Here is a 22,350-nt window from a genome sequence, read left to right on the forward strand (position 1 = left end):
AACATGCCGCCCTGCGCCAACCGGCCGCCTGGGTCGGAAGCTATGGGCTAAGCTTTCTCACGGTCTTTATCGGGCTGTTGCCCGGTGTGTTGATTGTGGCGGCACCAAACAGACGCGTGCCTGTTCTCGTGCTCTTCGCCGCTGCGGTGATGGGCCTCTGGGGTGGCGGCGCGCTGCGTTCAGGGACGGATGTGCCGCCGACGGACATCGCTTTGCGCATCGTCCAGGGCAATGTGCCGCAAGTCGAGAAGTGGGCACCGGGCAGCCGCGAGCGAACACTGGAAAAATACTTGAGCTTGTCTGCGCAACCTGGACGCTTCGACCTGCTGCTGTGGCCGGAAACGGCCTTTCCCGGTTTTCTGGACGAGGACGCCTTGGCGCGCAGGCGGTTATCCACGGTTCTGCCAGACGGCAGGATCCTTTTGACAGGAGTGCCTGACCGCGTAGAGGGCGATGGGGAAACCCGATATTTCAACACGGTTCAAGCCTATGACGGCAACGGCGAAATTCTGACGGGATATGCAAAACATCATCTTGTTCCGTTCGGGGAATATGTGCCCCTGAGAGGCTGGCTGCCGATCGAGCGGCTCACCGAAGGTTTGGGCGATTTCACGCCAGGACCAGGGCCACGCACGCTGGCGATCCCGGGTGCGCCTCTGGTCGCGGTGGCGATCTGTTACGAGATCATTTTTCCGGGCCAGGTGGTCGATGACCTTTTTCGCCCCGACTGGATTTTCAACGCAACAAATGATGCCTGGTTCGGTACCAGCATCGGCCCCGAGCAGCACCTCGCCTCCGCGCGCATGCGCGCGGTCGAAGAAGGGCTTCCTGTGGTCCGGGCGGCCAACACGGGGATTTCCGCGATCATCGACGCCAAGGGAGAGATCATCGCGCGCCTCGAGACCGGACAAACTGGAGTCATAGATGCCACCCTGCCGACAGCGCTTGCGCCTACACCTTACGCACGTTTCGGTGATTGGACATCGCTGGCGCTCATCTGTGCGGTCTGGGCCTTAGCCTTTACCGTCGGATCGGCCAGACGACGTTTCAATTCAGAAAAATCAAAATCGGAGGAATCGTGATGCTGGTGCTCGCAGGCTTTGTCGGAGGGGCGCTCTGGGGTGGCTATCTGGCGCAACGGCAGAAAGGGAACCGCCTGGATATACTTCAATACGCGACAGGCTTCGGTATTGCTTTCGGCCTACTCGCTTTTTTCGCCTCGGTGATCCTCTTGCGCATCACGTCTTGAGATTGCTTTGGCACCGGCAACGAATTGAAACGACTGTTCAACATATTACTGTACTTGCTCCTGGCGATTTTTGCATCAGGACTGGCCGTATCCGGTGTCGTCTACTTTCTTTTGCGCGCCTCCGTCCCCGACTATGACGAGGATTTCAGTGTTGCGGGAATCGAAGGTCCAGTCGATATTCTGCGAGATGCTGCGGCCATACCGCACATTTCTGCAGACTCCGCTGCGGACGCCTATTTCGCGCTTGGTTTCGTTCACGCTCAGGACAGGCTTGGCCAGTTATTGAGGGCAAGGCGGGCAGCGCAAGCCTTGTTGCCACTTGACCAGACGATCGAAGTCGAGCCTTCGACAGCCCAAGCGCTCGACGCATATGCCGCTGGTGTCAACGCGTGGCTTGGTCTGGTATCCGAAGGCGGGCGCGGCAGAGGCTCACCCGATCTGTTGATCGCGGATGAGAGAATGATCGCTGCCTGGAGACCCGTCGATAGTCTCAGACTTGCCCAAGCGTTTCTGAACGATCTTCAACCCGAGAGACGCCAGAGTGACCTGTCCGGCTTGTCAGATCGACCTCTTTTGCCCGAGCTGTTTGTGACCTCGCCCAAGGTCAGCCTCGATGCTTGGGCGTTGCCTGGAGACAGAACAGCTTCGGGAGCACCAATTCTCGCCGCCGATATACGTGGCCCCTTATCGCTGCCTTCTGAATGGTACCTGGCGGATATTCAACTCCCGACCGGAGCCGCGATTGGGGCTACAATGCCGGGTGTGCCCTTCATTGTCGTCGGTCGCAGCGAACGCGTCGCTTGGGCGTTCCGATCTCTGTCACTGACTGCCCTTAAAGAGCCAGTGAGTCCCACCGCTGCCAAGGCCGGCAATTTTCTGATGATGCTTGACCGTCTGGCGCGGTCCGCCGATGTGAACGATGCTATGGACGCAAGCATGAACCTGGCACCAGCCGGATTGGAGATTCTTGCCATCGGCCGAGAAATCCTTGCTCGCTGGCCTGACAGGGAGGTCGAAACGCCTTTCTCGTTTCGAGACGCCCGTCTGGCAGCTCTTGATGTGCGGCAACCGATATTCTCGGTCGAGGGCGCGATTGCGGCGCAGCGCGACACGGTCAGCACTGCCGCGCGGGCGCTTCTTCCTATAATGGCAAAAGAGCTCTGGTTCGTGGGTTCCGCAGGCGCTCTCGAAGAGAACCGCGCAGATGAGTTTCGCGGCGATATTCTGGGTCAACTTGCCCAATGGAATGGCGACATGGATCGCTTTTCACCGGAACCGCTCGTGTTCTGGGCCTGGGCGCGCGCGTTGCAAAAACGGATACTTCAGGATGAATTTCCATCCGCGACAACGGTCTGGGCCAGGCCAAATGCCGATATCCTATTTGCGGTGCTTTCAGATCGCGGAGGGAGCGCAATCTGGTGCGACATCCGCCCGTCCACCCGCATCGAGACCTGCCAGGATCAGGTTCGTGCGGCCCTGGATGATGCCATCGGCTGGCTTGTCGACCGCTACGGACCCGATCCGTCAGATTGGGTCTGGGGCGAAGCACACGCTTTGAATATGGGGTGGGCGCCAATCCGATCGAGTGGGATCATCAGCGATCTGCTGTCTCTCGAAGCCCCATCTTCGGGCGATCCATACACACTGATTGCAACGCTGTTATCTTCTGACAATGACCGCCCCTTCGCGGCCAGCGCGGGCACCAATTTTCAGGCGGTCATGTCGTTTTCGGAAGAAGCCGGATCCTATTTCATCGCGCCAGCCGGTCAGTCCGGCCACCCGCTCTCACGTTTCTATGAAAACCTTTTTCTCATGTGGATGCAGGGCAAATATCTCACGATGTCCACTGATCTGTCCTTGGCCCGGGGTGGCGCTGTGGGAACATCCCGACTTTCACCGGTATCCGTCGATACGCCGACAATACAAAATGACAGGAGCCGATGATCACTTACTTCCTCCTTTTCGACCCGTTTGGGTATGCGATTTCGCCAGTGTCCCTTGTTTCCGTCAGCTTGGCCGCATGGGTCTACATGCGCGGCCTCGTGCGATCCGCTCGCATTCGCGGGACGGTGTCTATGTGGCGGCAAGCCCTGTTCCTCGCTGGCTTGACCTGCATTCTCGCGGCCACAAATGCGCCTCTGGCTTCGTTGGGGCATAGCCTCTTTTCGGTGCACCAAGTGGAGCACCTTCTCCTCCGCCTTGCAGGACCACTACTCTTCGCGGTCTCTCAGCCGTGGCGATTATTGCAAGCCGGTTTGAACAGACGGTGGCGTCGATACCTCGACGCTCTTGGAAAATCTTTTGCATTTCGGTTCTTGGCACATCCGGTAACCGCCACTGCCGCGCTCATCACGTCGCTCTTTATCTGGCAGATTCCAGTGCTTTACGGACTTGCTCAGCGCATCGCGGCGATCGAGGTGTTCGCCCATTTTGCGATGGTGCTGGCAGGGATCTGGTATTTCGGCATGCTCTTCGACCCGAGAGATCCCCCTGAGGGCGCGAGGCGCGGCGCAAGGCTGATCTCCGGTTTCGCGGTGATCGTTTCAAACATTTTTCTGGGTTCCTTGACGACACTCAAAGAGGTGAGCCTCTATGCTTCCTACCAAACGGCGGGAACCGGGTTTCTCGATCCCCTGTCCGACGAAACCATGGGTGGCTACACGATCTGGGTCCCGTCCTCGATGCTGATGATCGCCGCGATCATTCTGGTCATGAACGGGTGGAACGCGGCCGAGGTGCGTCGCTGGAATTCACGATACGAGTTGGTGCGAGGGTCAAACTCCGCGGCGCTCGAGTTTCCGGAAACGGCCGAAGAATTGCGTCTGAAAGTAGCAGAGCCAAACCGCGACATGGGCCGGACGCTCGCCATAGGTGCCTTGGTCATGTTCTTCATCGTCATGACGACGGTGGTGACAATTGTCTATGCGCTTTGAACAGAGGAGCAAATCAAAGGTTGTATCCACGTCTTTTCCCGCGATCGACATTCTCGCTGCACCGTCGTCGCAGTCAGAGATTTTGGGCACACTATCTCGGGCTGGCCAAGCTCAGAGGACACGAACGATTTTCTGCACTAAGGTTGACCATCAGAACAAATGCCAACCCACCAGCCTTTGACTGCTGACGCCGCCGCCTCCTGAGTCTTGCTTTTCTGAATTTCGCGAGAACTTGATGCTGCGCTACTTGCCGCTTTGAGATTGCAGGAGGGCGTGTTCGAAGGCCTCCAGCGTGGTCGTGCTGACGTGATGCTCGATCCCTTCCGCATCGCGTTCCGCAGTCTCTTCGTCGATTCCCAGGCTGAGGAGAAACGCGACGACGATCCTGTGTCGTCGGCGGCAGGCCTCGGCCAACTCCCGACCGGCATCCGTGAGGAATATGGCGCGGTAAGGTTCCCGCCGCACCAGGCCAGCAGCTTTGAGCCGCGAGATGTTCTTGGTCACGGTCGGCGGCTTCACTCCAAAACGTTCGGCGATTTCCACCGGCCTTGCCTCTCCGCGCGACTCGATCAGTTCGGCGATCAGTTCAACGTAATCTTCCGCCATTTCGCTCTCATGTGCCTGACGCACGGTCGCGAACCCCTCAGCCTGTGCTTCGGGAGCCCTGTCGACAGTTTCGAACGGTTCATGTTCCTGTGATTGCAGCTTTGTCATAGTTGGGACTTTGCAGGGAAACTGCAGGATTGACAACTTGTTTGCTTAGGGTAGATAAATTAGCCGTGTCTAACTTTTGAATTCGGAGACTGCGGTGATTCAGAAATTCCTTGGAGCGTTCATTGTCGCACTCGCAAGTGCGCTCGTCCTGTCCGGACCTGTCGCTGCGACGCCTGCCAAGGAGGCTCCATGGCTTCCCGAGGCGGCGGCCTACCGGCTGACTCTCTTCCTCGGAAATCTCGAACCGCTGCCTTGGGATGACGTCGGGACCGCCTGGGCCGAACCCTACCGGGGTTCGGAATTCTCTGTTGGTGCATTGGCATGGCTGGACGGCAACAGCGACATCGGACCCGCCCCCCTTCTGGACGCCATCACTCGCGAAGACCGCCAGGCGGTCTTTGCCGAGGCGACGCGGCTGATCGCGCGCCGGATCGACGAGGAACTGGACCGAGCAGTCATGGCCGACGACCCTGCACGTGCGCAGCAGGCCGTGCGGACAGCCCGAGAACTCTATCGCTCGTTCGCGGACGGTATCGCGGCTGCTGATCCCGACGCTTCGAGACGCATCGGCCTCGCCTGGCTGGAACTCAACAGCAGCACAGGTTCCGCCGGTGTTCTTGGTGCTGGTGCCACACCCGCGAGTCGCAAAACCATGGAAGCCGCGCGCGAAGTCATCTCCCTCTATCTCGCCGAGAATTACCTCGTTGACGATTTCGCGCCGCGCCGGACGCTGAGCGCGCTGCCGGAAACTGTTGTCCTGAGTGGCCGCACCATCGAGGTGCCGCCTAGCCTGCCGCCGGGGTTTGACATCTTCGATCAGGATCCGCTGCCGCGCCTCGTCCTCAATTTCGAGGAGCAGGGCATCGACGAGACCGACCTGCCATTGGTGGCCTATGGCGACATGCTATTCGACAGCGCGCAAATCTTTGGCAATCCGGCGCAGGGTCTCGGGGTCGCTTGTTCGACCTGTCACAACCGATCGGACGTTAACCAGAGGCTTTTCATTCCGGGTGCGAGCCATCAACCAGGCGCGATCGATGTCGATGGCGCCTTCTTCAACCCGATCTTCAATGACCGGCGTGATGATCCGATTGACATCCCCAGCCTCCGTGGCCTGCGCTTCACCGGGCCCTACGGCCGCGATGGCCGCTTCGCCTCCTTGCGCGATTTCACCCGCAACGTCATCGTCAACGAGTTCGGCGGCGATGAACCGACGCCCTTCATGCTGGATGCTCTGCTCGCCTACATGCTCGAATTCGACTTCCTGCCCAACTCCATGCTGACACCGGATGGTCAGCTGACCGAAGCCGCTCCCGAGGCAGCGCAGCGCGGCGAAGCGATCTTCAATACACCCTTCGCGGCGCTCGGCGACCGTTCCTGCTCCAGCTGCCACGTCCCGGACACGAACTTCCTGGACCGGCAGGCCCATGATATCGGCTCGGTTGCGTTGGCCTACGATGGCGCCCGCACCGGTGCGATGGATACACCCACGCTGCTCGGCACCGTCTACACCGCGCCCTATTTCCACGACGGGTCGCTGCCGACCCTGGCCGCTGTCGTGGACTGGTTCGACGAATCGAAGTCGCTCGGCCTGACCGGAGCGGAACGGGCCGACCTGACGGCCTATCTGGAGACCGTGGGCGCAGCGGACGAGCCCTATGAGGCATTCGACGCCGAGAACACCGCCTTCCGGCTGGCATTCTCCGAACTGACGACCTTCGCCTCGACGCTTGATACGCTGCTGCCGCAGCGGGATGCAAAACATATCCTGCTGCTGACCGACACCGTGGCCGCGGACCTTTCGGCGGACGCCAGCACAATGTCGAACCTGGCTGCGCGGCCTGAAGTCTACGCGTTGGCCCAACGTCTGGCCGAGGTTGGTGACGCCGTTCGTACTGATGACTGGGTGGCTGCCGAAACAAGCTGGACCGCGTTCAAGTCCGAAGCCGACGCAATCGAAGAGAGGGCATTCTGATGGCGATCCATATGAACCGCAGAACGATGTTGGCGCTGGCCGCTGCGGGCGCAGTATCGCTCGCAACCCCGCTGGCCGCGCAGGACACTGCGTTGCGGCTGGCTTTCATCCCGCAGGAGAACCCCGAGAAGCTCCTGGGCGACATAGAGGCCATCAGCGGCTGGCTGGCCAGTGAGATCGGCGTCCCCGTCGAAGGGTTCGTCACCATCGACCATGCGGCGGCGGTCGAGGCGCTGAGAAACGGCGACGCCGACATCTCCTTCATGGGCGCCCTGCCCTTCGTTCTGGCCGAGGCCGAGATCGGCGCGGTGCCGCTTCTCTCCGAGGTCTACCGCGACGCGCCGAGTTATACGGGACGCATTTTCGTGCGTCGCGACAGTGGCATCGGCGCGCTTGCAGACCTGCGCGGACGCGACATCGCATTCGCCGATCCGATCTCGGAATCGGGCTATCTCTACCCGCTCGCCGAATTCGTCGAGGCTCGGCTGATCGACGGCCCAGGCGCGGCGGAGGCATTCTTCGGCCGCGTCTTCTTCGCAGGCGGCTATCAGCAGGCCATGCAGGCGATGGCCGAAGGTCTGGTCGACGCTGCGGGTGCCAGCCAGTATGCCGACCTGCTCCTGACGCCGCAGCAGCAAGCACAGGTGACATGGATCGCGGAAAGCCCGCCAATCCCCAGCCATGTCGTGATCGCGCGACCCGGGTTGGATGCCGAGGTGCAAGACCGCTTCACCAACGCGATGCTGCGGCTCAACGAGCCCGAGAACCGCGACAAGCTGCGCTATCTCTACGGGCCGGACGGCTATGTCAGGGCCGACCCTGCCGCCTATGACGGCGTGCGCGACATGGCACGGCGATATGGGCTCCTGGAATGACCACCGCCATCCGGATCGACGACCTGAACTTTGCCCATCCGGGCGGGAGTGTTCCGGCGCTGGAGCGAGTCTCGCTTACGATTTCGACCGGCGAAAGCGTCGCTTTGCTCGGCCCGTCCGGGGCAGGAAAAACAACGCTGCTGGCATTGCTCGATGGCAGGCTCCACGGCTGGCGCGGGCGCGTTTCAGTCTTGGGTGCGCCGCTCGATCCAGACCAACCGCCGCCGCGCGCAAGCCGACCTGATACCGGTTTCGTATTTCAGGAATTCGCCTTGGTCGAACGCTCCACGGTTCTGCGCAACGTGCTCAACGGCCGCCTAGGCCGGATGGCGCCCCTGCGCGCCCTGCTGGGGTCGCCAAGGCCACATGATCTCGACATTGCGCGCACAGCCCTCACTGATTGCGGCATTGCCGATCTCGCCGAACGCCGGGTCGACAGTCTCAGCGGCGGCCAGCGGCAGCGCGTGGCCATTGCGCGGTGTCTCGCGCAGGAGCCACGGCTGATCCTCGCCGACGAGCCGGTGAGCAACCTCGACCCCACCCGCGCTGGGGAGGTCTTGGCGCTGCTGACCGGGGCGGCGCAAGCGCGCGGCGCAACGGCGCTGTTTTCCTCGCACCAGCCCGACCTGGCGCGGCGTTTCGCGCAGCGCATCATCGGCATGCGGAACGGGCGGATCGTGTTCGATGTGCCGACATCCGAGTTGCAGGACGAGGCGACGGCGGCTCTCTACCGGGAGGCAGAGCCGATGCCCGGTTCCGGCCTCCGGGCGGTGTCCTGATGGGCCACCGCAGGTTCGGCGGCTTCGCGACCAGCACCCTGATCGCAGGCGCAATCCTCTGGTCCTTCGCCACGACCGATGTCGAGTTGTCGCGTCTCGTTTCGGCCGGTCCGCGGATCGCTGACTTTCTCGGGCGGATGTTCCCGCCCGATCCGACAGTGATGGCCGAGATCAGGAAGGGCAGCGCGGAAACGCTGAGAATAGCGATCCTCGGTTCCCTCGGCGCTGTGATCCTGTCGATCCCTCTGGCCATCCTCGCCTCCGAGACCATGGTCTCGCGCATGGTGTTCGGCCCTGTGCGCGCGCTGCTGGCCTTTATCCGGGCCGTGCCGCTGATCCTCGTGGCCATGCTTATGGTGGGCGCTGTCGGGCTCGGGCCGCTGCCCGGCATCATCGCGGTCGCCTTTCATGCAACGGGGATGCTCGCCAAGTTCTATGCCGAGGCGATCGACGGCGTGTCCCGCGCGCCGATCGCAGCACTGGAAAGCGCCGGCGCCGGACCGCTCGTGCGGCTCAGGCATGCGATCTGGCCGCAGATGGCCCCAGTCATTGCCCGCGACACGATTTTCCGGTTCGAACTGAACCTGCGCGAGTCGCTGATCCTCGGCATCGTCGGCGCGGGTGGGATCGGCTTCTACATCCAGACCTACGTGAGATCCTTCCAGTATGATAAGGCCGCCAGCGTCACGATTGCGGTCGTCGTCATGGTCATGGCCATTGAGGCGATCAACGTCGCACTGCGGCGCCGCTTCACCTGATCCTTAGGCGTAAATGTCGATCGGTGTCCCGTCCCTGACCATGGCATAGATTTCCTCGATCTGGCGGTCAGTGACGGCGATGCAGCCTGCCGTCCAGTCGCGGACATTCATTGGGTCGATCCCCTTGCGCGGTCCTCCGTGGATGAAAATGTCGCCACCGGGCGACTTTCCTTGAGCCTGCGCAAAAGCGATGTCTGCCGCGTTGGGATATGAGATGCCAATCGACAGGTGAAAGAGGCTCTCCGGGTTGCGCCGATCAATCACGTAGGAGCCCTCCGGCGTACGGCCGTCCCCCTCGAACTGCTTGTGACCTTCGGGCGCGAAGCCTAATCCGATGGGATAGGTCCGCAAGACGTCATCCACCCCGTCCAGAACCAGAAACCGCTGTGCCTTATACATGCGTAGCCGGGTCACTTCGGGTCCGTTGTAAGACCGGAACTTGCTGGCACAACCTGACAGGAAGGAGGCCAATCCGCCCATCAAAAAGGCGCGCCGTGGAAATCTGGTGTTTGTCACTGCTCGACGCCCCTTTTTGCGAGGTCTGTTGGTGCCAGAGGTTACTCTACCGAAGACGTCGGATCAATGACCGTGCGCCAGTGCTCCCTTCGCCATCTGCTCGCCCACCGGTTCACCGCCCGAAGGCCCGTCCTTGATCCGATGGCCGTTCAAAAGCCGCAGCGCATTGGCGACCACCAACAGGGAAACGCCTACATCCGCAGCGATGGCGCCCCACATCGAGGCCATCCCGAACGCGGTCAGCCCGACGAACAGCGCCTTTGTTGCCAGCGATATACCGATATTCTGGTGGATAATCGTCATTGTCCGCCGAGAGTGAGTAATCAGCCACGGCACTCGAGCCAGATCGTCGGTCATCAGTGCAATATCTGCCGTTTCGATCGCCGCATCCGATCCGACAGCCCCCATGGCAATGGCATAATGCGCGCGCGCCATTGCGGGCGCGTCGTTCACGCCGTCGCCGATCATCGCCACCATATCGTGGCATTCCACCAGTTCCTCGATGGCCTTCACCTTGTCTTCTGGCAAGAGTTCGGCGCGCACCTCGTCAATGCCGACCTCGGCCGCCACCGCACGTGCGGTGCGTTCGTTGTCGCCCGTCAACATCACGATTGTCTTCACACCCTGCGCGTGCAGACGCGCAACGATACCCTTTGCATCGGGGCGAATGCGGTCACGAAGCTCCAGCACGCCGGTCACGCCGGTCTCGTCACCCACGGCAACCAGGGTGCTGCCTGCCCCTTCGATCCGGTCCCGAAGATCCGCCGGAATGGCATTGCTGAAACCTTTCTCTTGGGCAAACCGATCTGATCCGAGCCAGATCGCGCGCCGGTCGGCGCGTCCTTCGAGCCCGCGCCCAGGCACGGTCCGCGTGTCCTCTGCGGCAGACACGGAAACACCATCGCTTTCTGCGCGCGCGAGGATGGCGCGTGCCAGCGGGTGCGAGGACCGCGCCTCCAGACTGGCTGCCAGCGTGATGATTTCGCGAGCGGAGGCTTCACCCAGCGGGTGAACCGCCGCCACCTCAGGCTCGCCCATGGTGATCGTTCCCGTCTTGTCCATCGCCAGCGCTGTGGTGCGCCCTGGCGCTTCGACATAAGCGCCGCCCTTGATGAGCACCCCTGCTCGCGCCGAAGCGGCCAGCGCTGCTACAATGGACACCGGCGTAGAAATGACCAGTGCGCAAGGACATGCGATGACAAGAAGGACCAGCGCATTGTAGAACCAATAGTCCCAGGCGCCGCCGAGCAAGAGTGGCGGCACCACCGCGATGGTGATCGCCACCGCCATCACGATGGGTGTATAAATGCGCGCGAATTTCGCCACCCATTGCTCGACCGGCGCGCGGCGGGCATGGGCATCACCGACCAGACGGATGATCTTGGCCAACACTGTGTCGGAAGCTGCCTTGGTCGCTCGTACCGTCAGTGTGCCTTCGCCGTTGATCGTGCCGGCATAGACCTCATCGCCCGGCTCCTTTGGCACGAGCGCGCTTTCTCCGGTAATGGGAGCCTGATCGACGGCTCCCGCCCCCTCCACCACTTCACCGTCGAGGGGGATGCGGTCGCCGCCGCGCACAATGAAGCGATCGTTCACGGCGACCTCTGCCGCAGGCACATCGGTTTCGCTGCCATCTGATCGGATCACCCGAGCTGTCGGCGGCGCCAGATCCAGCAAGGCCGATACCGCGTTGCGGGCCCGCCCCACACTCCAGCTCTCAAGGTAAAGCGAAAGTGAGAAGAAAAACGCAACCGTCGCGGCCTCGAAGAATTCGCCCAGCCCGATGGCACCCGCCACTGCGACCACCATCAACAAGTTCATGTCAGGGGAAAACCGTCGCGCGGAAGACCAAGCCTTGGGCGCGACCAGCCAGACCCCGAAGAGAATTGCCACCGCGAATAACCCTGCTTCCGCGAGTGGCATCGGCATTTCTCCGTGCCCTGCGAATAGCCCGAGCGCACCACCCATGCCGGTTTCGACGATGTGGTAGAGAAAACCTGCCACCCAGAAGCCGCCGCTGAGCGCGGTAAACCGCTTTTGACGTGCCAGATGCGCGGCCTGATTCTCTGCTGCGTTGTCGGCGTCCCACGGTTTTGCGCTCATGCCGGTACTCGCGACCAGTTGCGAAATCTCGTTGTCCGAAATCCCGACTGCGGTATCCAGAATTGTCATCCGCCCATTGATGACATCGAACGCCAGATGCTCAGTCCCGCCGACTTTTGGACCGACCACCCTATTCAGGATTGCCACCTCTTCGGCACAATCCAGACCGGAAACTTGAAAACTTCGCCCATTCGACGGGATGGATTCTGCCGGTCCCGTGTTGGCTCCAGCACCGCAGCACGCAGCACCATCTCCATGAGAGTAGCGAGCTACGCTCGCATGTTTGTGATCATCAACATGATCGTGACTGCAGTCAGAGCTGTGCTTGTGGTCGTGGCGGTGGCCATTGGAAGACATGGGATTGACCTCGGGATTCGTTCATTCCACATTGAGATAGCCCCTACAGTAACTAGAGCTTCAAGAGCTAAAACAGAAACTTGGTCAAGTAAGGACACCGATCTGCGGAACCTTGAAACGCGTTGCCAAGTCTGTGGACGCGGCTGACCTGCCAAAAAGTGAGATAGATATGCTTCAAAAATATGCGGTGATCATGGTTGCAACATTGGCCCTGGCTGGCTGTGCGGTACCTCCGAAGGAAGACAACGATCCATTCAGGGTCGGGAATATTCCAGAATCTGTCGCAGCCCTCGCTGCACCCGACCAGGATCTCAACACGGCACGGCTACGTCCCGAAGATAATTGCTATTGGTATGCGCATAGTGGGCCTGTGGAAACGACCTTGGTCCCGTTGCGATCGGCAGGCGGCAATCCCATCTGCGTCGCGCGCCAATCCTGATTGACGCGTCCAAGCGTCGGATTGACGGCGCGGCTTGGGTCAACTCTGCGGAGTCACGCTGTCCTCGGCCGAATATAGGAACGCCATCGAGCCAATCTCCACATTCGGATACAGATCGTTTATGTGCGCCATGACCATCCGGACGCAACCGGAACTTGCTCGGCCGCCGATGCTTCGCGGCTGTGGTGTACCATGGATGCGCAGATAGGTGTCTCGGTCCCCGACAAAGAGATAAAGCGCCCGTGACCCGAGCGCGTTCTCAGGTCCGGGTTCCATACCGTCAGCGATATCGGCGTAGAGCTCCGGGTCGCGGTCAATCATGTTCTGTGTTGGCTGCCAATGCGGCCACCTGACCTTGCGCTTAATCGTGTAGACACCCGGCTCATAAAGTTTGCCACGAGCAATCGCTACGCCATAGCGCATCGCCGTTCCGCCTTCCTCGATATGGTAAAGATAGCGCGCAACAGCATCGACATGGATGTCACCGGCCACAAGACCATCTTTAGCTACAACCCGCTGCGGCAGAAAGCGCGGATGCAGGCCCCACGGGTTTGATGTGGCTGGATTATAGCCCGGCGGTGTAACCTGTGCATCCCAAGCAGCCTTTTCCGCTTCAGTGGGCCAGGTGTCAGCGAGGAGCGGACTCGAGATAGACGCCGAGAACAATGCGGTAGTCGTCTGGATGAAGTGTCGTCTTGTCAGCATGTATCGTGCTCCGCGCAGTTTCTATTTCGGTGTCGGATCTGTCAGATCGATTTGCTCCACGCTAAAACGTCTAGCAACTAGAGGTTCAAGGGTTAAATTTTCACTTAACCGCGAGAAGCAGAGGGTTGAATAGCGATTTCAATGCTAGACGTTCACGCGCCAACTGGGTCAGCAAAGGGCTAAATCCAAAAAGGCTTCTCTACTATATCGTTGCACGCCACATCCGATAGCGCCCCTGCCCGGTCACCTCACGGATCAGACCCCGCGCTTCCAACCAGCCAAGGTTGCGCTGGACGGCGGCGCGGCTGGCGCCAGTCAAGATTTCGGTCATCGGTGCAGAGACGAGTGGCCACTCGGTCAGTAAGGCGCGGAGAGCAGGTGGCGTCTTGCCCGAGAGCGGTGCCATTTCGGCGTCTGCGCGCATAGCCCATGCCTCTATGTCGTCTAGGTGCCGCATCGCGCTCAAGGATGCTGTCATCATCCCATCGAGCCAACGCGCCAGACGGTCAGCGGGTGGGCCGCCAGCGCGCAGCCCCCCTGATCCGCCCATGGCCAGAGGTGCAAAGACTGCCCCCCTTCCCTCACCGGCCGCAATCCTTGCGGCTGTGACTGCCGCCTCCATCCCGTCTCCGTGCTGTCCAAGACCAGCGAGGTTCCAGAGGTGGAAACCCATGCAGGCGCGGCTGATCGGATGCAGATCGACAGCTCGCGCCATCAGATCCAGCCAGCCGCTCGCACGATTCATGAAAGGTTCGGCATCATCACCAAGGTTCTCGGGGTCGCGGCGGTCGAGAAAGGCGGAAAGGTCCACCTCGGGCCCCGGCCCGCCGCTCAAACGGCGAACTGCCCATCCGACACGCGCGAGTGCTGCGGTGTCCTCCTGAACGCCTGACAGGCGCATGGATATCCAAAGAGCAAGGCGATCCGGGACGATACGATCACCCACAAACCAGCTGAGGTCAGCTGCCTCGATCAGGGCAAGCCTGTGTCGCCATCCTTCGGGGCCGCGCTTCAGGCGGTCGTCCAGCGCGCCGACGCGACCAGCTACACTGGCAAGACGCGCGGCGAGACCCGCCTCTGCTTTCCGCCATTCATCAAGGACTTCGGTTTCGCGCGGTTCGGCCCGTGGTCCGGGCGGCAGATAATCCGGCTCCTCTTCCATGGGACCGGGCAAGAACCAATGTCGCATTTTCTTCACCATTTCAGCACATGATTATTACGTGATTTCTAGAAGATCCCGCGATATCGTACATCATTTTTCAGCTAAGGACTTCAATTTTGGTTCCGTATTTCAGTGAGTGGCAGCACAGGTGGCATATGGCCGAACAGAGCTCTGAAATTTGCATATTGATGACGTCCGACGGCTTGGGCCTGGGCAACAAGGATCGCGTGTGAGTTGGACCGGTGGCGCGTTGCCCTTAAATCTATGGCTCGTCGGGATAGAGCATGCATGTCATCAACAGAGACATGGCTCTCACAAAGGCTCGTCCCATTGTCATGTTGTTCTATAACCGAAAGATACCGGTGCCGCTGGGTCCGCTTCTGTGAGGCGGCGTGCGGCGTGCGCGGTCAGTTCAGATAATCTCGCTCTGCCTCTGCGGACAGCGGCTCTGATGCGCCAGTTGCCGCATAGAATGCGTCGAGTGTCTCGAGCGACGAGGCAGGCGCATAACCTTCGTTTGCGCGGGCCGTTGCCATTGCAAACCGAAGCGACCAGTTGTCTCCATTCCTACAGGCCACACCGACATGCCTACCTCTTCCCTCGATAGCGGCTTCGTATTCGCGGCAGAACGAGCCCGCGCCATCGGTGAAGGACGCGACGACATTGATGCGCCGTCCGTCTGGCAGCTCGGCCTCTGCGCCCGAAGGCAACGTGCCCAGCTGCTCTTGCATCGCGGCATTAAGTAGGGGCGCGCCCGTCTCCGGCGCGCCGGGCGCAAGCAAAAGCCCTGCTGACAGACCAACCATCATCGCAAGCGAGGCGGCAATTGCCATAGGCTGCCATCGAGGTATTGAGCGGCGTAGTGGCACCACGTTCTCTGGCTCAGGCGGTGTGGTCGCACCCATCTCGCGAATGCGAGCCTCCAAATCAGGCGAAATTCCAGCGTCCGGATCGGCAATTGCCGCCTTCCTGGCCCAGTCCGATGTCTGCGTGAACAAAGCATAACGCGCGGCAAGGTCGGGATCCGCCTCGATTTCCGCATGCAGGCGCGCGGCCTTTTGGCTGTCGATCTCGCCATCGGCGAGCTGCATCAGTGTTTCATCCTCGATCTTCATCTTTGCGATCCCTTGCGTTGCATGGCGTCAACGGCCCGCCTCACCATTTATTCCAACTTTTTCGGCAAGCGCGCGCCGCGCACGGCTCAACCGGCTCATCACGGTGCCCTGCGGGATGCCCAGCGTCTGCGCGGTTTCGGCATAGCTCAGCCCTTCGACACAGACCAGATGCAGTACCGCGCGCTGATCCTCGGGCAGTGTTGCCATCGCCGCCTGCACCGATTGCAGCATCAGCCGGTCATCGGTCTGCGCCGCACTGTCCACCGGATCAGCCTGCGGTGTTTCATGGATATCAACCGTCTCGCCCCGCGTCGCATCGCGCCGCAACATGTCGATCCAGGCATTGCGCAGAATGCGAAACAGCCATGCCTCGAGCCGGGTCGCGGGATCGAATTGACGACGCGCGCGAAAGGCGCGCTCTGCAGTGATTTGCACAAGGTCGTCGGCCAGATCCGGCCTGCGGCACAGTGAAAGTGCGAACCGCTTGAGGTTCGGCAACAGCGCCACGACGTCCTCGACAAAAGAATCTTGCATGAGGTCCACTTACTTTCTTTATGTGTGCAATTTCGGGAATAAGTGTTGGAATATAACGTTGAAACCCAAATGACTCTGTTTTGACGATAATTGAAAGGGGAACGCATGATGCGCGTGTTGGCGACGCAGGTTTTGATCGTGATCACATGGCTGTTCGTGGTGGGTGTGATTTCAGTAGTGTCAACCGGCCTTGCGACCACTGTGGCCTTGGCTGACGATGACGATGGCGGCGATGACGGAGACGATGACAGTGGCGACGACGACAGCGATGACGATGACGACAGCGATGACGATGACGACAGATCTCCGTCTGCCCGAAGCAGCGATGCACGCCCTGGCGGCACGGGGGCCGTAAACAACCCGCGTGATTTCTTGCGCAATTTGTTCGGTGGGCAAACCGCTCAGGAGCGGCGCGTGCAAAGACCGTCTGCGCCCCAACCAACCCCCCGCCCGTCACCCCCTCCCATTCCCCGCCCGGCGTTCGCACCCGATGAGATCGTAACCCGCGGTTTGACTGATGAACAGACGGCCCAGCTCGAGGCACAGGGCTTCGTTGTTCTGGAACGGGCGGACCTGGCCGTTCTTGGGACCACCGTGCGTCGTTTCCAGGTACCGAACGGTGTGTCGCTGCAAGAGGCCCGCGACACCATCCGCGCCTTGCCAAATGGCGAGACGGCGGACTTCAACCATTTCTACCGCACTGGGCAGGACGACCCGGCGAACGTGGCGGGGCCGGGTGGCGCACCGGCATGCGACGGTCTGCATTGTCCGGCCCGTGAGCTTATCGGCTGGCCCACCGGCCTGCCTGCGACCGGATGTGGCATCCCCGTCATTCTGGGGATTGTCGATACCGGCTTGAATATCGATCACGAAGTGCTTGCAGGGGCTGAGATCGACCTAACTCGTATTGCACCCGAAGACTATTCGCCTTCCGCAGCGGTCCACGGCACGGCAGTGGCCGCCATCCTCGTCGGCGACCCGCAAAGCCGTGTACCGGGCCTGCTGCCTGGTCTGTCGCTGGTAGCCGTGGATGCGTTCTACAAAAATGCTGGTGACGAACGTGCCGACGCTTTCACCCTCATCCGCGCCGTGGATCATCTGGCAGAAAACGGTGTTCAGGTCATCAATCTCAGCCTTGCAGGGCCACCCAATACGGTGCTTGAAGATACGCTGTTGCAGCTGACAAATGAGCGCCGGATCCCCGTAATTGCGGCCGTGGGCAACGATGGCCCGCGGGCCGACGCGGCATATCCGGCGGCCTACAACAATGTGATGGCCGTCACGGCGGTCGATCGCAGCGGCATAGTCTACCGCCGGGCAATTCGCGGTCCGCATGTCGAGCTGGCTGCCCAAGGTGTCGAGGTCTGGACCGCTGCGTCGGTCGAAGGGGCGCGCTGGAAGACCGGCACATCCTTTGCCGCGCCTTACGTAACGGCGGCGGCAGCGCTTTTGCTGCAACAAGACCCCACGCTCACACCAGAGGAGATCCGCGCGAGGCTGGCAACCTCTGCTCGTGATCTTGGCGCCGAAGGGTTCGACGACACCTATGGCAATGGCCTGCTAGACCTCGGTGGCGTCTGCCCCGGTCAAGCTATGGTGATGCCTGTCTCCCTGGATTGACGTCCTTTCATCCCCTCCAAAAAAAGTTGACGCGCCGGGAATAACTCCCGGCGCGTTCCGTTTTCCAGACAACGGACTGGAAAACGGGAGAGAAAAGATGAAAGACACCTTGATCGAAGATCGGCCCACGACATCGGCCCACGTCACCGCATGCAGTGCAGCAGGTCGGTTGAGCGCACGCATCATTCGGCCTGCCGCAGTCTCGGACGCACCGCCGCTGCTGGTTTTGCACGGCATTTCGCGAAATGCAGGCACGCTCGCCCGGCTCTTCTCCCCAGAAGCCGAGCGCACCGGGCGCATGATCATCGTCCCGCATTTCTCGTCAGAGAAATGGCCCAACTTTCAGCGACCAAGCAAGGCCGCTCGCCCTGATCTGGCGCTTCTTGCCCTGCTTGACCTGATGGCGGCCGAATATCCGGATGTCTCGGGGCCAGTGGATATCTTCGGCCATTCTGGCGGCGCACAACTCGCTCACCGGCTGGCCATGCTTTATCCGCACCGGGTCGCCGCCCTGCATCTCGCGGCTGCCGGATGGTATTGCCTGCCCGACGACAGAATGCCCTACCCTTACGGTCTTGCCCCGGGCAAGGATGCGTTTTCCGCTAAAATGCTTCGTCAGAATAATACCGCGCTGCGCGATTTTCTCCATGTCCCGACATGGGTCTATGTCGGTACGGAAGACGTCACACGCGACGATGCGCTGCGCAAGACTCCAAGCCTTGACGCCGGTCAGGGTCTGCATCGCCGCGCCCGCGCCCATACCTATGTTGAAGCGCTAAACGCTGCCGCGCGTTCCGCGGGCCTTTCGCCCCGCGCCAGCCTTATCGAACTGACGGGCTGCGACCACGACGTGGTGCGCGCGATTACCCAGAACAACCTTGCCGCCCGCATTCTTGAAGCGCGCGAACCCCGCATCTGAACCCCGTTGAAAATTCCCAAGACTTCTGGAGACTTGAAATGACACTTTCCGACACACTCGATCAGGCCAAATGGACCTTTTCCACACGTCGCGTTGACCGCGCTCGCGTGGCGGCCACCGACACCAATTTTGCCGCTGCCAAACCCGGCGACCTTATCCTGGCGCATGTGGAAAAGCTGGGACAGCACCAGCGCGTTCAGTTGCCTTCGGGACGCCCCTCGTTGATCTTTCCGGGCGATGCGGTGGTGATGGCCTGCGGCGCGCGCTACGCCCCCGATCAGTTCGAAGGGATTGCCGAGATCGACCCTGCAGGGGCTGACCTGCTTGCCGGGGGTGGCTGCATCGGACGCATGGTTGCGCGCAACAGCCGGATCAAACCAGCCACGCGTTTGGTGCCAGCGGCCCGCTTGCTGGATGCGGGCGGACGTGCGGTCAACCTTTCGCAATTCGCGCTCAGCCCCCGTCCGACATCCCCGCGCCCGCCGGTGATCGGTATCCTTGGCACCTCGATGAACTCCGGCAAGACGCTGGCCACTGCGCGGCTTGTACTCGGCCTGCGGCGCGCGGGCTTCCGCGTCGGTGCGATCAAGGCCACCGGAACCGGCGCGTTTGGCGATTTCAACGAATACAGTGACAGTGGCGCGCATTACGTGGGCGATTTCACCGATGCTGGCATGGTCACTACCTATCTTGAGCCGCTGGACCGGATCAAGGCCGCCTCCGAAACGCTGATCGCCGAGGCCGGGCATCGCGGCTGCGATATCGTCGTGATGGAGGTGGCCGATGGCCTTTTGCAACGAGAAACTGCTGCGATCATCGCCGACCCGTGGTTCGCTGGGTTGATCTCTGGCCTTGTCTTCGCCTGTGGTGACGCGGTGGCGGCGGCGGGCGGCGTGTCGCATCTGTCGCGGCTGGGTCTTGTGCCCGATGCGCTGACCGGTCTTGTCAGCTGCTCGCCCATGGCGTCCGCCGAGGCGCAGGCAGCCACCGGCCTGACGGTGCTGACCAAGGAGGATCTGAGCGATCCGGCCGAAGCTACCGGCTTTGCCCTGCGCGCGGGCCTTGGCCGCAGGGAGGCCGCGTAATGCCCATGCCGCACCTGACGGAGAATGGCCGCCGGCGCGGACTGTTCGCCGTCAGCCTTGTGACGCTGGTGCAAGGGGTGGCCGCCGGGGTGGCTGCCCTCGCCACTCGCGGTCTTTTTGAGGCTATGCAAGCGGGGTCACCCCTGCCCCCCGGTCTGCTCGCTGCGCTGATCGGGTCGGGCCTTGTTATCGCCGGAGCGCAGGTTCTGTCGCGTCTGATGGGTGAACGGCTGGGGCAAAGCTATGCACTCGACATCCGTGTTGCCCTGTTCGATCACGCCTCGGGCATGCCCGCGAGCGCTGTTGCAAAGCGGCGCAGTGGCTACATGAGCTTGCGGTTCGTTGGCGACATGACGGCCTTTCGCAACTGGCTCGGCAAAGGGCTGCCTCGGCTGATTGCGGCGATGGTGATGATCCCCACCGCCTGTACAGTCCTCTGGCTGCTCGAGCCACGCTTTGCCCTTGTCGTCGCGCCGTTATTCGCGATCATGCTCGTCACTCTGGCCATCGCCGGGCCGAGGCTCGAGCCGTTGCACCGCCGCTTGCGGGCGCGCCGCGCGCGGATCGCCGCCGAAATGGCCGAACGTATGCCGCTTGCACCCGAGCTTGACCGTCTCGGGCGCCGGCCGACCGAACTGCGTCAATTGCGCAAGCGCACCGAGAAGATGATCCATGCTGCCCTGCATCGATTGTTTTGGGCGGAAATGCTCAAGGCGTTGCCCGATGCCGTGGCGGGCGTCGCCGCCTGCGCCGTGATCGTCACGGGCGCGCAGTCCGGCACCAGTACTGGCACCATCGCGGGCGCACTTGCGGCCATTGGCCTTGTGCTTACTCCGTTGCGCGATCTTGCAAGTGTATGGAACTTTCGCGCAGCTTATCTTGCGGCTCGTAAAAAATGCCTTGCAGCCTTGGCGCGCGAACAGCGCGAGACAGGCCATGGCGACACCCGCCTGCCGAATGGTCCGATTGACGTGGAGATCCAGGATTTGCCGACATCAGGGGGGAGTCTGCTCTCGCTCAACATCCCGGCAGGCGAGACATGCGCCCTGCCCTGCGCACTTGGAGACGCCGATGTGCTTTTTTCCGCGCTCTGCGGGTTGGAGCCGGTGCCGCGCGATCAGATCACCCTTTCGGGCCTGTGCGTCACCGACCTCTCGCGCGGCAGCCTGCGGCGCGGTGTGCATCGCTTGACCAGCACACCCGTAGTGCTCAAGGGATCGTTGCGGCGCAACCTTGCGCTTGGCCTTCAGAACCGGCCATCAGAGGCCAAGCTCGGAAAAGCCGCAAAAACTGCCGGGCTGAGCGCTCTGGTGGACCGGATCGGCGGTCTCGACGGTGCCTTGTCCGAAGGTGGCCGCGATTTGTCCTCAGCAGATCGCAGCGCGCTTTCGCTCGCGCGTATCCTGTTGGGCAAACCGCAGCTAGTCTTGCTGGAAGATGGCGTTTGGCATCTCGAGAAAACAGCCCACGCCGCCCTTGCTGCGCATCTCCACACAACGGGTGCGACGATCCTGCGCCATCCCGTCCTGGCGAACGCAGACATGGCGAGGACTCAGGCGGCATGATCATCGCCAGTGAGGTAGAAACAAATTCGTCAGCATAGCGGTGGTATCTTATCGGGTGTTCGCAATGGCGTTGCGCACCACTTAATGACTGATGGCTGGTACCAGTAGGATCAGCGATATGTCTGGTTAGAAAAGTCCGATGTCTTCCGTCTTGGTATCGTTGGTGCTTGGCGATTACCCTCACCTAAAACCCGACGATTGTCTTCGCATTTTCTTCACCATTTCAGCACATGATGATCATGTGATTTCTGGAAGATACCGCGATATCGCACATCATTTTTTCAGCTAAGGGCTTCAAATTTGGTTCTGTTTTTCAGCAAGTGGCCGCCCTGTTGGCGCACGGCCCAGCCGGTCTCGAAAGTTTCATATCGATGACGTCCGGCGGAGGGCATGCCTCGGATGAAGCGTGGGCCAAGGCAACGCGGATCGCGCGTGAGCTGGACCGGATTCTTGACGGAGCGGCGCCAGTGCGTGAGGCCGTCATGCGCGCGGCATCCGAGCTACGGCTCTCGCCACGCCAAGTCTACAACTATCTGGCGCGGTATCGAGAAGAGCACAGGGTATCTTCCCTTCTGCCGCGAACGAGTGGAACAAGGCAACCAAGGATCAGCCCCGCGGTCGAGAGTATCATCGCGATTACCTTGCGGGAGATGTGGTTGCGCCCCGAGCAGCCGGACCTTGCACCGATCGTTGAAGAGATCCGCACCCGCTGCGCAGAGGAAGGGCACACTCCACCCGCCTATGTCACTGTCGCCCGGCGGATCCCCATTCTGTTCGCCCCGGAAGAAATTGCCCGCCGCCGCCTGTCGGATGGTAAACACCTGCACCGGCTGAAGCCGCGACCGGGCTACATCCGGGCTAACCACGCGCTCGACGTTGTCCAGATCGATCACACGCCGGCAGACATCCAATTTGTTGAGGTGATTGATGACCACGGTGTCTTCGTT

General features: G+C 61.3%; 21 protein-coding genes. 14 read left to right on the forward strand and 7 right to left on the reverse strand.

All coding sequences use genetic code 11. From position 1 onward, the window contains the following. From lnt to ACN0WV_RS18330, 4 genes are all read left to right on the forward strand, one after another. Nucleotides 1-1,082, forward strand: a 1,082-nt coding sequence (gene lnt / locus ACN0WV_RS18315) for an apolipoprotein N-acyltransferase (protein ID WP_417607687.1), incomplete at its 5' end; no start/stop codon positions are given. Beyond that, a complete protein-coding gene (locus tag ACN0WV_RS18320) occupies nucleotides 1,082-1,249 on the forward strand; it encodes a hypothetical protein (protein ID WP_043872279.1) in 168 nt (55 codons plus the stop codon). The genes lnt and ACN0WV_RS18320, both read left to right, overlap by 1 nt. A gap of 24 nt (nucleotides 1,250-1,273) precedes the next feature. Further along, nucleotides 1,274-3,193 (forward strand): penicillin acylase family protein, encoded by a 1,920-nt coding sequence (locus ACN0WV_RS18325; RefSeq protein WP_043872280.1) that lies wholly within the window; start codon nucleotides 1,274-1,276, stop codon nucleotides 3,191-3,193. Continuing rightward, nucleotides 3,190-4,182: a cytochrome c oxidase assembly protein gene (locus ACN0WV_RS18330; RefSeq protein WP_040652273.1), complete on the forward strand. Its 993-nt coding sequence runs from the start codon at nucleotides 3,190-3,192 to the stop codon at nucleotides 4,180-4,182. Before ACN0WV_RS18325 ends, ACN0WV_RS18330 begins: the two co-directional genes overlap by 4 nt. Nucleotides 4,183-4,425: 243 nt before the next feature. On the opposite strand, the gene mntR is transcribed toward ACN0WV_RS18330, so the two are convergent. Then, the gene (gene mntR / locus ACN0WV_RS18335; RefSeq protein ID WP_009820125.1) at nucleotides 4,426-4,896 is read right to left on the reverse strand and encodes a manganese-binding transcriptional regulator MntR; all 471 of its coding nucleotides are present in this window, start codon (nucleotides 4,894-4,896) and stop codon (nucleotides 4,426-4,428) included. Between the two features lie 94 nt (nucleotides 4,897-4,990). On the opposite strand from mntR, the gene ACN0WV_RS18340 reads away from it, so the two are divergent. Genes ACN0WV_RS18340 through phnE form a run of 4 tightly spaced genes read left to right on the forward strand, consistent with a single transcriptional unit; the run spans nucleotide 4,991 to nucleotide 9,283 of the window. After that, the gene (locus ACN0WV_RS18340; protein WP_052453654.1) at nucleotides 4,991-6,871 is read left to right on the forward strand and encodes a cytochrome c peroxidase; all 1,881 of its coding nucleotides are present in this window, start codon (nucleotides 4,991-4,993) and stop codon (nucleotides 6,869-6,871) included. Between the two features lie 11 nt (nucleotides 6,872-6,882). Further along, entirely contained in the window at nucleotides 6,883-7,746 is an 864-nt protein-coding gene (locus ACN0WV_RS18345; protein ID WP_240672228.1) for a phosphate/phosphite/phosphonate ABC transporter substrate-binding protein, read from the forward strand. Beyond that, nucleotides 7,743-8,525, forward strand: a complete 783-nt coding sequence (locus ACN0WV_RS18350) for a phosphonate ABC transporter ATP-binding protein (RefSeq protein ID WP_052453653.1) — start codon at nucleotides 7,743-7,745, stop codon at nucleotides 8,523-8,525. Before ACN0WV_RS18345 ends, ACN0WV_RS18350 begins: the two co-directional genes overlap by 4 nt. Further along, nucleotides 8,525-9,283 (forward strand): phosphonate ABC transporter, permease protein PhnE, encoded by a 759-nt coding sequence (phnE, locus tag ACN0WV_RS18355; RefSeq protein WP_009820129.1) that lies wholly within the window; start codon nucleotides 8,525-8,527, stop codon nucleotides 9,281-9,283. The genes ACN0WV_RS18350 and phnE overlap by 1 nt, the downstream gene beginning before the upstream one ends. 3 nt (nucleotides 9,284-9,286) lie before the next feature. Here phnE and ACN0WV_RS18360 read toward each other — a convergent pair whose 3' ends face one another. Together ACN0WV_RS18360 and ACN0WV_RS18365 are read right to left on the reverse strand one after the other, a co-directional pair. After that, on the reverse strand, nucleotides 9,287-9,763 hold the full coding sequence (locus tag ACN0WV_RS18360) for a L,D-transpeptidase family protein (RefSeq protein WP_043872282.1): 477 nt from the start codon (nucleotides 9,761-9,763) through the stop codon (nucleotides 9,287-9,289). A 99-nt stretch (nucleotides 9,764-9,862) separates the two neighbouring features. Then, a complete protein-coding gene (locus ACN0WV_RS18365) occupies nucleotides 9,863-12,259 on the reverse strand; it encodes a heavy metal translocating P-type ATPase (protein ID WP_234994810.1) in 2,397 nt (798 codons plus the stop codon). 169 nt (nucleotides 12,260-12,428) lie between these two features. Between ACN0WV_RS18365 and ACN0WV_RS18370 the strand changes: the two genes are divergently transcribed. Next, nucleotides 12,429-12,698, forward strand: coding sequence for a hypothetical protein (locus ACN0WV_RS18370; protein ID WP_050686128.1), 270 nt, complete (start codon nucleotides 12,429-12,431; stop codon nucleotides 12,696-12,698). Between the two features lie 39 nt (nucleotides 12,699-12,737). Here ACN0WV_RS18370 and ACN0WV_RS18375 read toward each other — a convergent pair whose 3' ends face one another. The 4 genes from ACN0WV_RS18375 to ACN0WV_RS18390 form a co-directional block, all read right to left on the reverse strand. Continuing rightward, nucleotides 12,738-13,403 (reverse strand): L,D-transpeptidase, encoded by a 666-nt coding sequence (locus tag ACN0WV_RS18375; protein ID WP_043872284.1) that lies wholly within the window; start codon nucleotides 13,401-13,403, stop codon nucleotides 12,738-12,740. A gap of 202 nt (nucleotides 13,404-13,605) precedes the next feature. Further along, nucleotides 13,606-14,592 carry a hypothetical protein gene (locus tag ACN0WV_RS18380; RefSeq protein WP_417607688.1) on the reverse strand — a complete coding sequence of 329 codons (987 nt, stop codon included), beginning with the start codon at nucleotides 14,590-14,592 and terminating at the stop codon, nucleotides 13,606-13,608. Nucleotides 14,593-14,972: 380 nt separating this feature from the next. Next, nucleotides 14,973-15,680 carry an anti-sigma factor family protein gene (locus ACN0WV_RS18385; protein WP_417607689.1) on the reverse strand — a complete coding sequence of 236 codons (708 nt, stop codon included), beginning with the start codon at nucleotides 15,678-15,680 and terminating at the stop codon, nucleotides 14,973-14,975. A 27-nt stretch (nucleotides 15,681-15,707) separates the two neighbouring features. Next, on the reverse strand, nucleotides 15,708-16,214 hold the full coding sequence (locus ACN0WV_RS18390; protein ID WP_417607690.1) for an RNA polymerase sigma factor: 507 nt from the start codon (nucleotides 16,212-16,214) through the stop codon (nucleotides 15,708-15,710). A 105-nt stretch (nucleotides 16,215-16,319) separates the two neighbouring features. Between ACN0WV_RS18390 and ACN0WV_RS18395 the strand changes: the two genes are divergently transcribed. The 5 genes from ACN0WV_RS18395 to ACN0WV_RS18415 form a co-directional block, all read left to right on the forward strand. Next, nucleotides 16,320-17,834 carry a S8 family serine peptidase gene (locus ACN0WV_RS18395; RefSeq protein WP_417607691.1) on the forward strand — a complete coding sequence of 505 codons (1,515 nt, stop codon included), beginning with the start codon at nucleotides 16,320-16,322 and terminating at the stop codon, nucleotides 17,832-17,834. Between the two features lie 97 nt (nucleotides 17,835-17,931). Further along, entirely contained in the window at nucleotides 17,932-18,753 is an 822-nt protein-coding gene (locus ACN0WV_RS18400; protein WP_417607692.1) for an alpha/beta fold hydrolase, read from the forward strand. A gap of 38 nt (nucleotides 18,754-18,791) precedes the next feature. Further along, nucleotides 18,792-19,838 carry a hypothetical protein gene (locus ACN0WV_RS18405; RefSeq protein ID WP_417607693.1) on the forward strand — a complete coding sequence of 349 codons (1,047 nt, stop codon included), beginning with the start codon at nucleotides 18,792-18,794 and terminating at the stop codon, nucleotides 19,836-19,838. Continuing rightward, nucleotides 19,838-21,403, forward strand: a complete 1,566-nt coding sequence (locus tag ACN0WV_RS18410; RefSeq protein ID WP_417607695.1) for an ABC transporter transmembrane domain-containing protein — start codon at nucleotides 19,838-19,840, stop codon at nucleotides 21,401-21,403. Before ACN0WV_RS18405 ends, ACN0WV_RS18410 begins: the two co-directional genes overlap by 1 nt. A 467-nt stretch (nucleotides 21,404-21,870) precedes the next feature. Next, nucleotides 21,871-22,350: helix-turn-helix domain-containing protein (locus tag ACN0WV_RS18415; RefSeq protein ID WP_417607697.1), on the forward strand; the 480-nt coding region annotated here is incomplete at its 3' end.

The organism is Primorskyibacter flagellatus (assembly GCF_048268605.1).
In the GTDB taxonomy this organism is placed as follows: Bacteria; Pseudomonadota; Alphaproteobacteria; order Rhodobacterales; family Rhodobacteraceae; genus Primorskyibacter; species Primorskyibacter flagellatus.

Bases quoted from the DNA above. Each gene is read 5' to 3' on its own strand.
- ACN0WV_RS18365 (WP_234994810.1), bottom strand. From the start codon at position 12,259: ATGTCTTCCAATGGCCACCGCCACGACCACAAGCACAGCTCTGACTGC.
- ACN0WV_RS18360 (WP_043872282.1), bottom strand. From the start codon at position 9,763: ATGGGCGGATTGGCCTCCTTCCTGTCAGGTTGTGCCAGCAAGTTCCGG.
- ACN0WV_RS18345 (WP_240672228.1), top strand. From the start codon at position 6,883: ATGAACCGCAGAACGATGTTGGCGCTGGCCGCTGCGGGCGCAGTATCG.
- ACN0WV_RS18400 (WP_417607692.1), top strand. From the start codon at position 17,932: ATGAAAGACACCTTGATCGAAGATCGGCCCACGACATCGGCCCACGTC.
- mntR (WP_009820125.1), bottom strand. From the start codon at position 4,896: ATGACAAAGCTGCAATCACAGGAACATGAACCGTTCGAAACTGTCGAC.
- ACN0WV_RS18375 (WP_043872284.1), bottom strand. From the start codon at position 13,403: ATGCTGACAAGACGACACTTCATCCAGACGACTACCGCATTGTTCTCG.
- phnE (WP_009820129.1), top strand. From the start codon at position 8,525: ATGGGCCACCGCAGGTTCGGCGGCTTCGCGACCAGCACCCTGATCGCA.
- ACN0WV_RS18350 (WP_052453653.1), top strand. From the start codon at position 7,743: ATGACCACCGCCATCCGGATCGACGACCTGAACTTTGCCCATCCGGGC.
- ACN0WV_RS18390 (WP_417607690.1), bottom strand. From the start codon at position 16,214: ATGCAAGATTCTTTTGTCGAGGACGTCGTGGCGCTGTTGCCGAACCTC.
- ACN0WV_RS18330 (WP_040652273.1), top strand. From the start codon at position 3,190: ATGATCACTTACTTCCTCCTTTTCGACCCGTTTGGGTATGCGATTTCG.
- ACN0WV_RS18395 (WP_417607691.1), top strand. From the start codon at position 16,320: ATGATGCGCGTGTTGGCGACGCAGGTTTTGATCGTGATCACATGGCTG.
- ACN0WV_RS18320 (WP_043872279.1), top strand. From the start codon at position 1,082: ATGCTGGTGCTCGCAGGCTTTGTCGGAGGGGCGCTCTGGGGTGGCTAT.
- ACN0WV_RS18380 (WP_417607688.1), bottom strand. From the start codon at position 14,592: ATGCGACATTGGTTCTTGCCCGGTCCCATGGAAGAGGAGCCGGATTAT.
- ACN0WV_RS18385 (WP_417607689.1), bottom strand. From the start codon at position 15,680: ATGAAGATCGAGGATGAAACACTGATGCAGCTCGCCGATGGCGAGATC.
- ACN0WV_RS18410 (WP_417607695.1), top strand. From the start codon at position 19,838: ATGCCCATGCCGCACCTGACGGAGAATGGCCGCCGGCGCGGACTGTTC.
- ACN0WV_RS18405 (WP_417607693.1), top strand. From the start codon at position 18,792: ATGACACTTTCCGACACACTCGATCAGGCCAAATGGACCTTTTCCACA.
- ACN0WV_RS18370 (WP_050686128.1), top strand. From the start codon at position 12,429: ATGCTTCAAAAATATGCGGTGATCATGGTTGCAACATTGGCCCTGGCT.